A 13,052-nucleotide genomic window follows, 5' to 3' on the forward strand; every position below is an offset into this window, starting at 1 on the left:
GAGGAAACCAAACGGAAACGGCGGTGAATCAACATCATGTACGCCGAGGAGCGGCAGCAGGAGATCCTCCGCAGAGCGCGTGCAGCGGGCCGCGTGGACGTGGTGTCACTGGCGGCCGAGCTCGACGTGACCACCGAGACCATCCGCCGTGATCTCACCGCGCTGGAGCGGGCGGGAGTGCTGCGCAGGGTGCACGGCGGCGCCATCCCCGTGGAGCGGCTCGGCTTCGAGCCCGCTGTGGCCACCCGCGACGAAGTGCTGACCGCCGAGAAGGAGCGCATCGCCAAGGCGGCGCTCGCGGAGCTGCCCGAGGACGGGTCGGTGATCATCGACGCGGGCACCACCACGGGCCGCCTGGTGGGCGTGCTGCCCGCCGACCGCGAGCTCACCGTGGTGGTGAACTCGCCGCCGCTGGCCACCGTCCTGGCGGCGCGCGCCAACCTCACCGTCATCATGCTGGGCGGCAGGGTCCGCGGCAGGACGCTGGCGACGGTGGACGACTGGGCGTTGCTGCCGCTGGCGCAGCTCCACGTCGACGTGGCGTTCATGGCGACCAACGGCTGCTCGGCGGAGAAGGGGCTGACCACGCCCGACCCGGCCGAGGCGGCGATCAAGCGGGCGATGGTGCGCGCCGCCCAGCGCAGCGTGCTGCTCGCCGATCACACCAAGTTCACCAACACCTACCTGGCCCAGTTCGCGGCGCTGAGCGAGATCGACCTCGTGATCACCGACACCGGGCTGGACCTCTCCCTGGCCGCCGACCTGTCGGCGGCCGGCCCGGAGGTGGTGCGGACATGATCCCTTCGACGACCCCTCCTTCGACGATCTCGTACGGAGCCAGGACCGGAGGGCGGCGGCCGTGATCCTCACCCTGACGCTCAACCCGAGCCTGGACCGCACGATCGAGATCGCCTCGCTGACCAGGGGCGCCGTCATCCGCGCCGCCACCGCCCGGCTGGACCCCGGCGGCAAGGGCGTCAACGTCTCGCGTGCCCTGCTGGCCAACTCGGTCGCCTCGCGGGCGGTGGTGCCGTTCGGCGGCGACGAGGGCCGGCAGCTCGTGCACCTGCTCCGGCAGCAGGGCCTGGACATGGTCACCGTCCCGGTGGCGGGCCGGACCCGGTCCAACGTCACCCTGGCCGAGCCGGACGGCACCGTCACCAAGATCAACGAGCCCGGCACCGCGCTGTCCACCGGCGAGCTCGACACCATCGCCGACGCCGTGCTGGCCGAGGCGCACGAGGCCGACTGGGTGGTGGCCTCGGGCAGCCTGCCGCCCGAGGTGCCCGCAGACGTCTACGCCGGGCTCTGCCGCAGGTTCGCCGGCGCGGGCATCCACGTCGCGGTCGACACCAGCGGCCCGGCGCTGGCCAGCGCGCTCGGCGCGGGCCCCGCCCTGGTCAAGCCCAACCTGGAGGAGCTCGCCGGCGTCACCGGCAGGCCGATCCTGTGCGTCGGCGACGTGGTGGAGGCCGCGGCCAAGCTCCGCGCCACCGGCGCGCGCACCGTGCTGGCCAGCCTCGGCGCCGACGGCGCCGTCCTGGTCGAGGACCAGGGCATCTGGTACGGCGAGGCCACGGTGACCGGGCCCCGCAGCTCGGTCGGCGCGGGGGACGCCATGCTGGCCGGGTTCCTCGCCGGGGGCGCGCGCGGCGAGGCGGCCCTGGTGGAGGCCCTCGCCTGGGGCGCCGCGGCGGTCCGCCTGCCGGGCAGCCGGATGCCGGGGCCGGGCGACATCAGGCGTGACGGGGTCCGCACCGGCAGGCCCGACCCGGCCCGGCTGCTCACCTCCGCCGTCTGGTCGGAGGCGCCCGACCCGCGTCCCAGCGGCCCGAATCCCCTCGGCCCGCCGGGGGCGGGCCTGGGCGAGCCGGATCACCATCCCCCACCGGCGTCCCGCTGACCTTTTCAGGAGCGTCTGCTCACCCCCCGAAGGAGCACGTCCAATGGCCGACACCTACACTCCCCCGGTCCAAGGGACCGGCATCAAGGCCACGATCCAGCGGATCGGCGGCCATCTGGCCGGCATGATCATGCCGAACATCGGCGCGTTCATCGCCTGGGGCCTGATCACCGCGCTGTTCATCCCCACCGGCTGGCTGCCGAACGCCACGCTGGGCGCGATGGTGGACCCGATCATCAAGATGCTGCTGCCCATCCTCATCGCCTACACCGGCGGCCGGATGGTGCACGGGCAGCGTGGCGCCGTGGTCGGCGCCGTCGCCGTCATGGGCGTCGTGGTGGGCGCCGACATCCCGATGTTCCTCGGCGCCATGATCATCGGCCCCCTCGCGGCCCTGGTCATGAAATATGTGGACAAGTTCACTGAGGAGCGGACCAAGTCCGGGTTCGAGATGCTGGTGGACAACTTCACCGCCGGCATCGTCGGCGGCGTCATGGCCATCGCGGGCATGTTCGCCATCGGCCCGATCGTCCAGGGCATCACCACGGCGGCCAGCGGCGCGGTCGGGTGGCTGATCGACAACGGCCTGCTCCCGTTCGTCTCCGTGCTGATCGAGCCGGCCAAGGTGCTGTTCCTGAACAACGCCATCAACCACGGCGTGTTCGGCCCGATCGGCGTCGCCGAGGCGGCGGAGAGCGGCAAGTCGATCATGTTCATGCTGGAGTCGAACCCCGGCCCCGGCCTCGGTCTGCTGCTGGCCTTCCTGTTCTTCGGCCCGCGAGCGCTGCGTCCCAGCACCCCCGCCGCGATGATCATCCACTTCTTCGGCGGCATCCACGAGATGTACTTCCCGTACGTGCTGATGAAGCCGCGTCTCATCCTCGCCATGATCGCGGGCGGCGCGGCCGGCGTGGCCACCTTCATGGTCACCGGCTCGGGCCTGGTGGCGACGCCGTCGCCGGGCAGCATCTTCGCCTACGTCGCGGTGACGCCGCGAGGCGGCTGGCTGGGCATGATCGCCGGAATTCTCATCGCCACGGCCGTGACCTTCATCGTCGCCGCGGTCCTCATGGGCTTCGGCAGGGGCGAGAAGGAGGTCCCGGCCGACGACCCGACGACCGACGCCACGCCGGAGCCGGCCGAGGACGCCGAGCGCACCGAGCGCGCTGAGCAGGCCGGGCAGGCCGAGCCCGCCCGCGCCGAGGCTCAGGAGCCGGAGCAAACGCCGCAGTCGCAGCCCCGAACCATCGCCAAGGAGGCGTGAGTCATGCCCAGCATCGACAGCAAGGACATCCACAAGATCATCGTGGCCTGCGACGCGGGGATGGGCAGCAGCGTGATGCTCGCCACCCAGCTCCGCAAGCAGCTCAAGTCCACCGGCGTCACCGTGGAGCACACCCCGGTCAACGACATCCCCGCCGACGCCGACGTGGTGCTCTGCCACACCGGGCTCGCCGCCAGGGCCAGGGTCTCCGCTCCCGGCAAGGTGCTGGTGCCGTTCCAGATCTTCCTGGGCGACCCGGCGGTGACCAAGCTGATCGCCACGATCAAGAACGGTGGCACCGTAGATGCGTGACGACCTGCTCGACCCGCGTGGCGTGCTGCTGCACGAGAGCGCGGGCAGCCGGGAGGAGGCCATCCGCCGGTGCGGGCGCGCCCTGGTCGACGTGGGGGCCGTCGCGGAGCCGTACATCGAGGCCATGCTCGAACGCGAGCGTTCCATCTCCACGTATGTCGGTGAGGGGGTGGCCATCCCGCACGGCACCGCCGCCTCCAAGGAGGACGTCAGGCGCGACGCGATCTGTGTCGTGCGCTTTCCCGACGGGGTCGACTGGGACGGCGAGCGGGTCACGGTCTGCGTGGGCATCGCGGCCAAGGACGACGGGCACGTGCCGCTGCTGGCCGCGCTGGCGGAGATCCTGCTCGACCCCGACAGGGCGCGGACGCTGCGCGAGGCCACCGAGGTTCATCAGGTGACGAAGGAGTTGACGTCGTGAAGGTCGCCAGATTCCACGCGCCGGGCGACATCCGGGTGGAGGACGCCCCGGAGCCCGAGGCGGGTCCGGGTGAGCTGAAGATCCGGGTGCGCAACTGCTCGACCTGCGGGACCGACGCGAAGATCTTCAAGTTCGGGCACCACCACATCCGGCCGCCCCGGGTGATGGGGCACGAGATCGCCGGCGAGGTGGTCGGCACCGGCGAACGGGTGCAGGTGATCGCCGCGATCCCGTGCGGGACGTGCGCCGAGTGCGCCAGGGGACGGCTGACCGTCTGCCCCAACCAGGAGTCGATGGGCTATCACTACGACGGCGGCTTCGCCGAGTACATGATCGTCCCGGCCAAGGTGCTCGCCGTGAACGGGGTCAACACGATCCCGGCAGGGGTGAGCTTCGCCGAGGCGTCGGTGGCCGAGCCGCTCGCCTGCGTGCTCAACGGGCAGGCGCTGGCCCGGGTGGGTCAGGGTGACGACGTGGTGGTGATGGGCGCCGGCCCGATCGGCTGCCTGCACGTCCGGCTGGCGCGGGCGCGCGGCGCGGCCCGCGTGTTCCTGGTGGACGTCAACGCCGAACGACTGGCGATGGCGGCCGAGCTGGTACGCCCGGACGCCGCCATCGACACCGACCCGGTCGACCAGGTGCTCAAGCTGACCGGCGGGCGCGGCGCCGACGTGGTCATCACCGCGGCGGCGGCCGGCGCGGCGCAGGAGCAGGCGGTGCTGATGGCCGCCAGGCAGGGCCGCATCAGCTTCTTCGGCGGCCTGCCCAAGGACGACCCGTTCATCAGGCTGGACTCCAACCTGGTGCACTACCGGGAGCTGACCATCGTCGGCGCGAACGGCTCCAGCCCCGCGCACAACGCCGAGGCGCTCCGCCTGATCGCGGAGGGCGCCGTGCCGGTCGCCGACCTGATCACGCACCGGCTCCCGCTGTCCCAGGTGCTCGACGGGATCGATCTCGTCAGCCGGGGCGCGGCCATCAAGGTCACGATCGAACCCTGAGGAGGTTCCGATGCCAGCAAGGACGGTGGCCGTCGCATCGGCCAGCGGGCTGCACGCCCGCCCTGCCAAGCTCTTCGTTCAGGAGGCCGCGCGGCTGGGGGTGCCGGTGCGGATCCGGGTGGGTGACGGCAAGGCGGTTCCGGCCAACAGCATGCTCGGCGTGCTGTCGCTGGGCGCGGTGCACGGCACGGAGGTGACCCTGGAGTCGGACGCGCCGGGCGCCGAGGAGGCGCTGGAGGCGCTGGCCGGGCTGCTCTCCCGCGACCTGGACGCGGAAGAGGCCCTCGATGCCTGACGAGGCGGTCCCGGCCCCCGGGACTCCCGCCGACGCCCCCGCGGCACCGGGGGGCTTCACCGGGCTGGGGGTCAGCCCCGGCCGGGCCGCCGGGCCGCTGATGCGGATGGCCGGGCCGCCGGTGCTGCCCCCGGCGCGGCCCGTGGCCGACGCCGGGGCGGAGCTCGCGGTGGTGGGCAAGGCCCTGGAGGCGGTGGCCGCCGACCTGCGGCGCCGCTCCGCCGCCGCGCATGACCGTACGTCCGGCTCCGGTGGCGACGACGCGGCCGAGATCCTGGACGCGCTGGCCATGATGGCCGACGACCCGATGCTGCGGGAGGAGGCCGAGCAGGGCGTGCGGGACGGGCTCGACGCCGCGCACGCGCTGGACGCGGCGTTCAACCGGCATCGGGAGGCGCTGGCGGCGCTCGGCGGTTATCTGGGCGAGCGGGCCGCCGACCTGGACGACCTCAAGCACCGGGCGGTGGCCGGCGCGCTGGGCGTGCCGATGCCCGGCCTGCCCGCGCCGGGGCACCCGTACGTGCTGGTCGCCGAGGACCTCTCCCCCGCCGACACGGCGGGGCTGGGCGCCGACGTGCTGGCGCTGGTGACGGAGAAGGGCGGCCCGACCAGCCACACCGCGATCCTGGCGCGCGGCCGCGGGCTGCCCGCGGTGGTCGCGTGCGCGGGCATCACCGAGCTGGCGGACGGTACGTACATCTCCGTGAACGGCGTCAGCGGCGAGATCGCGGTCGGCGTCACCGAGGCGGAGGCCGCGCGCATCCTGGACGAGGAGAGCAGGGAGCGGGCGAGACTGGCCGCCACCAGCGGGCCGGGCAGGACCGCCGACGGCCACCCGGTCAAGCTGCTGCTCAACATCGGCTCGGCCGCCGACCTGCGGCCGGGCGCGGAGGGAGTCGGCCTGTTCAGGACGGAGTTCCTCTTCCTTGACCGGAAACAGGCGCCGTCGTTCGAGGAGCAGGTGGCCGCCTACACCGAGGTGTTCAGGCAGGCCGAGCAGGTCGTCGTGCGCACCCTGGACGCGGGCACGGACAAGCCGCTGCCGTTCCTCGGCCTGCCGCCGGAGCACAATCCGGCGCTCGGCATCCGGGGCCTGCGCGTGGACCGCGTGCTGCCGGAGGTGCTGGACACCCAGCTCGACGCGATCGCCGAGGCGGCCCGCGCGACCGGCGCGGACGCGTGGGTGATGGCGCCCATGGTCACCACCCCGGCCGAGGCCGCCGACTTCGCCCGGCGCGCCCGCGCCCGGGGCATCGGCCGGGTGGGCGTGATGGTGGAGGTCCCCGCCGCCGCGCTGCAGGCGGACCGGCTGCTGGAGGAGGTCGACTTCCTCAGCATCGGCACCAACGACCTCAGCCAGTACACCTTCGCGGCGGACCGCCAGCATCCCGGTCTGGCCGACCTGCTCGACCCGTCGCAGCCCGCCCTGCTGCGGCTCGTCGGCGCCTGCGCCGAGGCGGGACGCGCGGCGGGCAAACCGGTCGGCGTGTGCGGGGAGGCGGCCGGCGACCCGGTGCTCGCCCCGGTGCTGGCCGGGCTCGGTGTCACCAGCCTGTCCATGGCGCCGGTCTGCGTCCCCGCCGTCCGCGACGCCCTGGCCCGGCACACGCTGGAGGAATGCCGGGAACGCGCCCGTACGGCCACCGCCTGATCGTCAGCCGACCGGCTGGGGATGGTGGGCGCGCAGGCTGAGCTCATCGCCTTCGACGTCCACCGTCACCCGGCCGCCCTCGGGGACCTCTCCGGTCAGCAGCATCGTGGAGAGCCGGTTGTCCAGCTCGCGCTGGATGGTGCGGCGCAGCGGGCGGGCGCCGAACTCCGGCTGGTGGCCGCGCGCCACCAGCAGGTCCTTGGCCGCGTCGGTCACCTCCAGCGTCACGTTCTGGCCACGCAGCCGCTGCCTGGTCTTCTCCAGCAGCAGGTCCACGATCTGCCGGAGCTGCTCGCGCCCCAGGCGCTCGAACACGATGGTCTCGTCGATGCGGTTGAGCAGTTCGGGGCGCAGTGAGTGGCGCAGCAGGTCCATGAGCTGCTCGCGCGGCACGTCGCCGGGCGCGTCCAGGATCAGCTGGGCGCCGATGTTGCTGGTCATGATCACGATCGCGTTGCTGAAGTCGACGGTGCGGCCCTGGCCGTCGGTGAGGCGGCCGGCGTCGAGCATCTGCAGCAGGATGTTGGTCACGTCCGGGTGCGCCTTCTCGACCTCGTCGAGCAGGATGACGCCGTGCGGGCGGCGGCGGACGGCCTCGGTGAGCTGCCCTGCCTCCTCGTACCCGACGTAGCCGGGAGGCGCGCCGATGAGCCGGGAGACGGTGTGCCGCTCCTGGAACTCGCTCATGTCGATCCGGACCATGTGGTCCTCGCCGCCGAACAGCGCGGCGGCCAGCGCCCTGGCGAGCTCTGTCTTGCCGACGCCCGTGGGGCCGAGGAACAGGAAGCTGCCGATCGGCCGGTTCGGGTCCCCCAAGCCGGCGCGGGCCCTGCGCACCGCCTCGGCGATGGCGATGACCGCGTCGTCCTGGCCGATGACCCGCTCGTGCAGGAGCTGCTCCAGCCGCATCAGCCGCTCGCGCTCCCGCTGGGTGAGCTGGGTGACCGGGATGCCGGTGCGGCGGGAGACGACGTGGGCGATGTCCTCCACCATCACCTGCGGCACCTCGTGGTGGCCCTGTTTCGCCCGGTCGAGCTCCGGCCTGACCTTGTCGATCATCGCGGTGACCTCCTTGGCCCGGTCGAAGTCGTCGGAGGAGATCGCCTGGTCCTTGTCCCTGCGCAACGCGTCGAGCCGCTCCTCCAGCTCCCGCACGTCACCGGCGGGTGTCCGGGAGCGCAGCCGGACGCGGGCGGAGGCCTGGTCGATCAGGTCGATGGCCTTGTCCGGCAGGAACCGGTCGGCGATGTAGCGGGCGGACAGGGTGGCGGCGGCGTCGAGCGCCTCGTCGGTGATGCGCACCTGGTGGTGGGCCTCGTACGCGTCCCGCAGTCCGGCGAGGATCTCGATCGTCTCCTCGACGGTCGGCTCGGCGATCAGGATCGGCTGGAGGCGGCGCTCCAGGGCGGCGTCCTTCTCGATGTGCTTGCGGTATTCGTCGATGGTGGTGGCGGCGATGACGTGCAGCTCGCCCCGGGCCAGGGCGGGTTTGAGGATGTTGGCGGCGTCCATGCCGCCTTCGGCGGAGCCGGCGCCGACCAGGGTGTGCACCTCGTCGATGAACACGATGGTCTCGTCGGCGTGCGCCCGCACCTCGTCGATGACCTGCTTGATGCGCTCCTCGAACTCGCCCCGGTACTTCGTGCCCGCCACCATCCCGGTCAGGTCGAGGGCGATCACCCGCCGGTCCTTGAGCGTGTCGGGGACGCTGCCGTTGACGATGCGCTGGGCGATGCCCTCGACGATGGCGGTCTTGCCGACGCCGGGCTCGCCGATGAGCACGGGGTTGTTCTTGGTACGGCGCGACAGCACCTCGATGGACTGCTCGATCTCCTCCTCGCGGCCGACGACCGGATCGAGCCGGCCCTGCCTGGCCTCCTCGGTCAGATCCCGGCCGTACTGGTCGAGCGAGGGTGTGTCACCGCCGGATCGCCGGCCGTCCGGCGCCGGTTGCCCAGGGCCGGACGGCTCGGCGAGCATGGCCTGCTGCACCTCGTTGGCGGACACGCCCTGCTCCTGCAGGAGGCGCCCGGCATGGGACTCGGGATTGGCGGCGACGGCGAGCAGCAGGTGCTCGGGGCCGATGTAGGAGGACCCCAGGGCTCTGGCGACGCGCTGGGCGTCCAGGACGGCCCGTTTGGCGGCCGGGGACAGCGTGCTCGGCGGCTCGGCGGGCCGGCCCGCCCCGGCGAGCGCGGCGATCCGGTCACGCAGCCGGCCGGCGTCCGCGCCCGCCTTGCGCAGCAGTTCGCGCGTGGGCTCCGCCTCGGTCAGCGCGCCGAGGATGTCGAGCACGTCCAGGTCCTCGGCCCCGCGCCGGCCGGCGTGCTCCAGCGCGCCGGACAGCACGTCCCTGGCCGTGGCGCTCAGCAGCTTGCCGACGTCGACCCGCTGCACGCTGGGCCTGGCCGGCGGCCAGGCGTCCATGTCGCCGAACACCCGGCCGGTCAGCTCTTCGAATCCTTTGAACGGGTCCCTGCCGAAGAACGACCCGAATGGCATGTTCGACACTACGTCCCCTTTCGCCCACCTCAGGGACCTGTTGCCGGGCATGCCGCAACCTATGGCCACCTGACGGTAAAGGCTGGGGACCGGCGGGTCACTGGGTCGCGACGAGCTCGCTGATGGGGGTGTCGCCGGTGACGAGCTCCAGGGTGCGGCGGCCGGTGTCCGGGGCCCGGAGCAGCGCGGCGATGACGGCGGCGACGTCGTCGCGCGGCACCGAGCCCGGCGGCACCTCGGGCGCCAGCCGCACCAGCCCGATCCCCGGCTCGTCGGTGAGCCGGCCAGGCCGCAGGATCGTCCAGTCCAGGTCGCGGCTGCGCAGGTCTTCCTCGGCCTCGGTCTTGGCCCTGAGGTAGGCGGCCCACACCGCGTCGGTCCCGGGGCTCGGCGCCTTGCCCGTGCCCATGGCGGAGATCTGCACGAAGGTCCGCACGCCCGCCCGCTCGGCCGCGTCGGCCAGCAGGACGGAGGCCGCCCGGTCGACGGTGTCCTTGCGGGCGACGCCGCTGCCCGGACCGGCTCCGGCGGCGAAGACGACCGCGTCGGCGCCGCGCAGGATCTCGGTGACCTCCTCCAGGCTCGCCTTCTCCAGGTCGCAGAGCACGGCCTCGGCCCCGGTGGCCTCGACGTCGGCGAGGTGCGCGGGGTTGCGCACCAGGCCCACCGCGCCCGCTCCGAGCAGCTTCGCCAGGCGCAACCCTATTTTGCCGTGCCCGCCCGCGATGATGATCCTCATGGTCGCCATGGTGTCATGGAGCCATGTACGACTTCCCTGAAGCACCCACTCCGGCGTTTCTCTTCGACCTCGACGGCACCTTGATCGACAGCGTCTACCAGCATGTGATCGCCTGGCGGCAGGCGCTGTCGGGGTTGGGCATCGACCTGTCGGTGTGGCGGATCCACCGGCGCATCGGCATGAGCGGCGGCCTGTTCGTCAACGCGCTGCTGCGTGAGACCGGGCTGAAGCTGACGCAGCAGCAGATCGACGAGTTGCAGTCGGCCCACGCCACGGCGTACGAGCAGCAGGCCGACTCGGTCAGGCCGCTGCCCGGCTCGGTCGAGTTGCTGAGCGAGCTGACCTCGCGCGGCGTGCCCTGGGCGATCGCGACCAGTGGTTACGCGCGTACGGCCAAGCTGGCGCTGGGCCTGCTGGGGCTGCCCGACGACGCACCGATGGTGACCCGCGACCTGGTGCGCCGGGCCAAGCCCGACCCCGATCTGTTCCTCGCCGGCGCCGCCCTCCTGCGGGTGGATCCCGCGCATGCCATGGTGGTGGGTGACAGCATCTGGGACCTGCTCGCCGCACGCAGGGCGGGCGCGCTCGGGATCGGGCTGCTGTCGGGCGGCTACGGCCGGGACGAGCTCGAACGAGCGGGCGCGTTCCGGGTCTACGCCGATCCGGCCGACATGCTGGACCGGCTCGACGAGCTGGGCGTCCGGCAGAGCGACTGATGGGAATATCCGGCCGAACCATCAGGCTGGAGCATCCGTATCCCTCATGGAGGAGCTGACATGGACTTGGCAGACATAGGCGTCACCGGCCTGGCCGTGATGGGCCGCAACCTGGCCCGCAACCTGGCCAGGAACGGCTACGCGGTGGCCGTGCACAACCGCTCGGAGACCCGTACCCAGGAGCTGGTGCGGGAGTTCGGCGACGAGGGGACGTTCGTGCCCGCGAGCGAGCTGGCGGACTTCGTCGCCTCGCTGAAGCGGCCACGGCGGGCGATCATCATGGTGAAGGCGGGCGGCGGCACCGACGCGGTGATCGACCAGCTCGCGGACCTGATGGAGCCGGGCGACATGATCGTCGACGGCGGCAACGCGCACTTCGCCGACACCCGGCGGCGCGAGGCAGCGCTGCGCGAGCGGGGCATCCACTTCGTCGGCAGCGGCATCTCCGGCGGCGAGGAGGGCGCGCTCAACGGCCCGAGCATCATGCCGGGCGGGTCGAAGGAGTCCTGGGAGGCGCTCGGCCCGATCCTGCAGAAGATCTCGGCCCAGGTGGACGGCGTGCCCTGTGCGGTGCACGTGGGTCCCGACGGCGCCGGGCACTTCGTGAAGATGGTGCACAACGGGATCGAATACTCCGACATGCAGCTCATCGCGGAGTCGTACGACCTGCTGCGCCAGGCGCTCGGCGTCACGCCCGCCGACCTGGCGGAGGTGTTCAGGCAGTGGAACGAGGGCGAGCTCGGCTCCTACCTGATCGAGATCACCGCCGAGGTGCTGGAGCAGGTCGACGCCGAGACCGGCAAGCCGTTCGTGGACGTCGTGGTGGACCAGGCCGAGCAGAAGGGCACCGGCCGCTGGACCGTGCAGAGCGCGCTGGAGCTGGGCGTGCCGGTGACAGGGATCGCCGAGGCGGTGTTCGCCAGGGCGCTGTCCGGCCACCCGGAGCAGCGGCGGGCCGCCAGGTCGCTGGAGGGCCCCGAGCTGTCCGGGGACGGCGCCAAGGAGCTGGTCGAGGACGTGCGGCAGGCGCTGTACGCGTCCAAGATCGTCGCCTACGCGCAGGGCTTCGACCAGATGGCGGCCGCGTCCAAGGAGTACGGCTGGGACGTGGACCTGGGCGCGATGGCCACCATCTGGCGGGGCGGCTGCATCATCCGGGCCAAGTTCCTCGACCGGATCCGCGCCGCCTACGACGCCGACCCGAACCTGCCGACGCTGCTGGCGGACCCGACGTTCGCGGGCGCGCTCAACCTGGCGCAGGAGTCCTGGCGCCGGGTGGTGACCACGGCGGTGCGGATCGGGGTGCCGACGCCCGGCTTCTCCTCGGCGCTGGCCTACTACGACGGGCTGCGGCGTGACCGGCTGCCCGCCTCGCTGGTGCAGGGGCTGCGCGACTACTTCGGCGCGCACACCTACCACCGGGTGGACAAGGAGGGCGTCTTCCACACCGACTGGTCGGGCGACCGCGCCGAGCGGCCGGCCTAGCGCGGGTTGGCGACGGCGGTGACGAGGCAGTAGCCGATCGGTCCGGCCGCGTCGTGCACGGTGCACTGCCCGGCCGCGACCCCCTCGACGCTGAGGTGACCGGTGGCGTCCATGCCGATCACCTCGCCCTCCGGCAGGCGGGCCAGGTTGAGCGTGTAGTCGGCGTTGATGAACTGCAGCCCGCCGCTGTCCATGCCGCTGAGCGGGCTGGCGAAGTCGGCGGCCAGTGCCGCCCGCACGAACGGGGAGAGCTCCTCTTCCTCGACGAGCGGGCGGTTCTCCCGTGTCCAGATCCGCCGGCGTCCCGGCCCGTTCCACGCCGACAGCGGCCACAGGTCGAACGGCGGCGTCCAGCCGCCGGCGTGCTCCGGTGGCGGCCCGTCGGGCGGGCTCTCCCCCCACGCCGGGGTGACCGGCCGGTCGCCGGCGGGCTGCTCGCCCTTCCTGAGCAGTACGGCGCCCGCCCGGCCGATGACGCCCTGCTCGGTGCGGAGCACGGCGTCGGCCACCCGGATCCGGCGCCCGTCCCTGACCAGGTCCACCTCGACGGTGATCGGCAGCATCGGGCTGTTGCGGAACAGGTCGACGGTGAGCCGGGCGAAGTGCATCTCCGGGTCGCCGTACTCCTCCTCGATGGCGCGGGCGGCGAGCCCGCCGATGAGGCGGCCGTGGAGCATGCCGGGGGACCAGGGGCTGCGGGCGTGCGGGGCGGGGACGAACCCCGCCGGGCCGCGCGTGAAGAACGCTGACGTCACAGAATCGG

13 protein-coding genes are annotated in these 13,052 nt (G+C 72.7%); 10 read left to right on the plus strand and 3 right to left on the minus strand.

Going from position 1 to position 13,052, the window contains the following annotated elements; genetic code table 11:
• Positions 1-36: 36 nt before the first annotated feature.
• The 8 genes from ACIBQX_RS01980 (at position 37) to ptsP (ending at position 6,847) form a co-directional block, all read left to right on the plus strand.
• Complete coding sequence (locus ACIBQX_RS01980) at positions 37-798, plus strand: DeoR/GlpR family DNA-binding transcription regulator (protein WP_396999570.1); 762 nt, start codon at positions 37-39, stop codon at positions 796-798.
• A gap of 61 nt (positions 799-859) precedes the next feature.
• Positions 860-1,903, plus strand: coding sequence for a 1-phosphofructokinase (gene pfkB, locus ACIBQX_RS01985; RefSeq protein ID WP_396999572.1), 1,044 nt, complete (start codon positions 860-862; stop codon positions 1,901-1,903).
• A 43-nt stretch (positions 1,904-1,946) separates the two neighbouring features.
• A complete protein-coding gene (locus tag ACIBQX_RS01990) occupies positions 1,947-3,167 on the plus strand; it encodes a PTS transporter subunit EIIC (RefSeq protein ID WP_396999574.1) in 1,221 nt (406 codons plus the stop codon).
• Positions 3,168-3,170: 3 nt separating this feature from the next.
• Complete coding sequence (locus tag ACIBQX_RS01995; RefSeq protein ID WP_189139194.1) at positions 3,171-3,479, plus strand: PTS lactose transporter subunit IIB; 309 nt, start codon at positions 3,171-3,173, stop codon at positions 3,477-3,479.
• Positions 3,472-3,900 carry a PTS sugar transporter subunit IIA gene (locus ACIBQX_RS02000; RefSeq protein ID WP_396999577.1) on the plus strand — a complete coding sequence of 143 codons (429 nt, stop codon included), beginning with the start codon at positions 3,472-3,474 and terminating at the stop codon, positions 3,898-3,900. The genes ACIBQX_RS01995 and ACIBQX_RS02000 overlap by 8 nt, the downstream gene beginning before the upstream one ends.
• Positions 3,897-4,901, plus strand: coding sequence for a zinc-dependent dehydrogenase (locus ACIBQX_RS02005; RefSeq protein WP_396999579.1), 1,005 nt, complete (start codon positions 3,897-3,899; stop codon positions 4,899-4,901). The genes ACIBQX_RS02000 and ACIBQX_RS02005 overlap by 4 nt, the downstream gene beginning before the upstream one ends.
• A 10-nt stretch (positions 4,902-4,911) precedes the next feature.
• A complete protein-coding gene (locus ACIBQX_RS02010) occupies positions 4,912-5,196 on the plus strand; it encodes an HPr family phosphocarrier protein (protein ID WP_396999581.1) in 285 nt (94 codons plus the stop codon).
• Positions 5,189-6,847, plus strand: a complete 1,659-nt coding sequence (gene ptsP / locus ACIBQX_RS02015; RefSeq protein ID WP_396999583.1) for a phosphoenolpyruvate--protein phosphotransferase — start codon at positions 5,189-5,191, stop codon at positions 6,845-6,847. Before ACIBQX_RS02010 ends, ptsP begins: the two co-directional genes overlap by 8 nt.
• A 3-nt stretch (positions 6,848-6,850) precedes the next feature.
• On the opposite strand, the gene ACIBQX_RS02020 is transcribed toward ptsP, so the two are convergent.
• Positions 6,851-9,349 (minus strand): ATP-dependent Clp protease ATP-binding subunit, encoded by a 2,499-nt coding sequence (locus ACIBQX_RS02020; protein ID WP_397001512.1) that lies wholly within the window; start codon positions 9,347-9,349, stop codon positions 6,851-6,853.
• Positions 9,350-9,446: 97 nt separating this feature from the next.
• Positions 9,447-10,088: an SDR family oxidoreductase gene (locus tag ACIBQX_RS02025; protein WP_396999585.1), complete on the minus strand. Its 642-nt coding sequence runs from the start codon at positions 10,086-10,088 to the stop codon at positions 9,447-9,449.
• A gap of 23 nt (positions 10,089-10,111) precedes the next feature.
• Between ACIBQX_RS02025 and ACIBQX_RS02030 the strand changes: the two genes are divergently transcribed.
• Together ACIBQX_RS02030 and gndA are read left to right on the plus strand one after the other, a co-directional pair.
• Entirely contained in the window at positions 10,112-10,804 is a 693-nt protein-coding gene (locus ACIBQX_RS02030) for an HAD family hydrolase (RefSeq protein WP_396999587.1), read from the plus strand.
• 60 nt (positions 10,805-10,864) lie between these two features.
• A complete protein-coding gene (gene gndA, locus ACIBQX_RS02035) occupies positions 10,865-12,289 on the plus strand; it encodes an NADP-dependent phosphogluconate dehydrogenase (protein ID WP_396999589.1) in 1,425 nt (474 codons plus the stop codon).
• Here gndA and ACIBQX_RS02040 read toward each other — a convergent pair.
• Positions 12,286-13,044 carry a thioesterase family protein gene (locus tag ACIBQX_RS02040; protein ID WP_396999591.1) on the minus strand — a complete coding sequence of 253 codons (759 nt, stop codon included), beginning with the start codon at positions 13,042-13,044 and terminating at the stop codon, positions 12,286-12,288. The genes gndA and ACIBQX_RS02040 overlap by 4 nt on opposite strands.
• Positions 13,045-13,052: the final 8 nt, after the last annotated feature.

Origin of the sequence: Nonomuraea sp. NPDC049714, assembly GCF_044465295.1 — a bacterium.
Lineage (GTDB): Bacteria > Actinomycetota > Actinomycetes > Streptosporangiales > Streptosporangiaceae > Nonomuraea.

Excerpts from the sequence above, each read along its gene's own strand:
- ptsP (WP_396999583.1), top strand. The coding sequence starts at position 5,189 with ATGCCTGACGAGGCGGTCCCGGCCCCCGGGACTCCCGCCGACGCCCCC.
- gndA (WP_396999589.1), top strand. The coding sequence starts at position 10,865 with ATGGACTTGGCAGACATAGGCGTCACCGGCCTGGCCGTGATGGGCCGC.
- ACIBQX_RS02010 (WP_396999581.1), top strand. The coding sequence starts at position 4,912 with ATGCCAGCAAGGACGGTGGCCGTCGCATCGGCCAGCGGGCTGCACGCC.
- ACIBQX_RS01990 (WP_396999574.1), top strand. The coding sequence starts at position 1,947 with ATGGCCGACACCTACACTCCCCCGGTCCAAGGGACCGGCATCAAGGCC.
- ACIBQX_RS02020 (WP_397001512.1), bottom strand. The coding sequence starts at position 9,349 with ATGCCATTCGGGTCGTTCTTCGGCAGGGACCCGTTCAAAGGATTCGAA.
- ACIBQX_RS01995 (WP_189139194.1), top strand. The coding sequence starts at position 3,171 with ATGCCCAGCATCGACAGCAAGGACATCCACAAGATCATCGTGGCCTGC.
- ACIBQX_RS02025 (WP_396999585.1), bottom strand. The coding sequence starts at position 10,088 with ATGAGGATCATCATCGCGGGCGGGCACGGCAAAATAGGGTTGCGCCTG.
- ACIBQX_RS02030 (WP_396999587.1), top strand. The coding sequence starts at position 10,112 with ATGTACGACTTCCCTGAAGCACCCACTCCGGCGTTTCTCTTCGACCTC.
- ACIBQX_RS02000 (WP_396999577.1), top strand. The coding sequence starts at position 3,472 with ATGCGTGACGACCTGCTCGACCCGCGTGGCGTGCTGCTGCACGAGAGC.
- ACIBQX_RS01980 (WP_396999570.1), top strand. The coding sequence starts at position 37 with ATGTACGCCGAGGAGCGGCAGCAGGAGATCCTCCGCAGAGCGCGTGCA.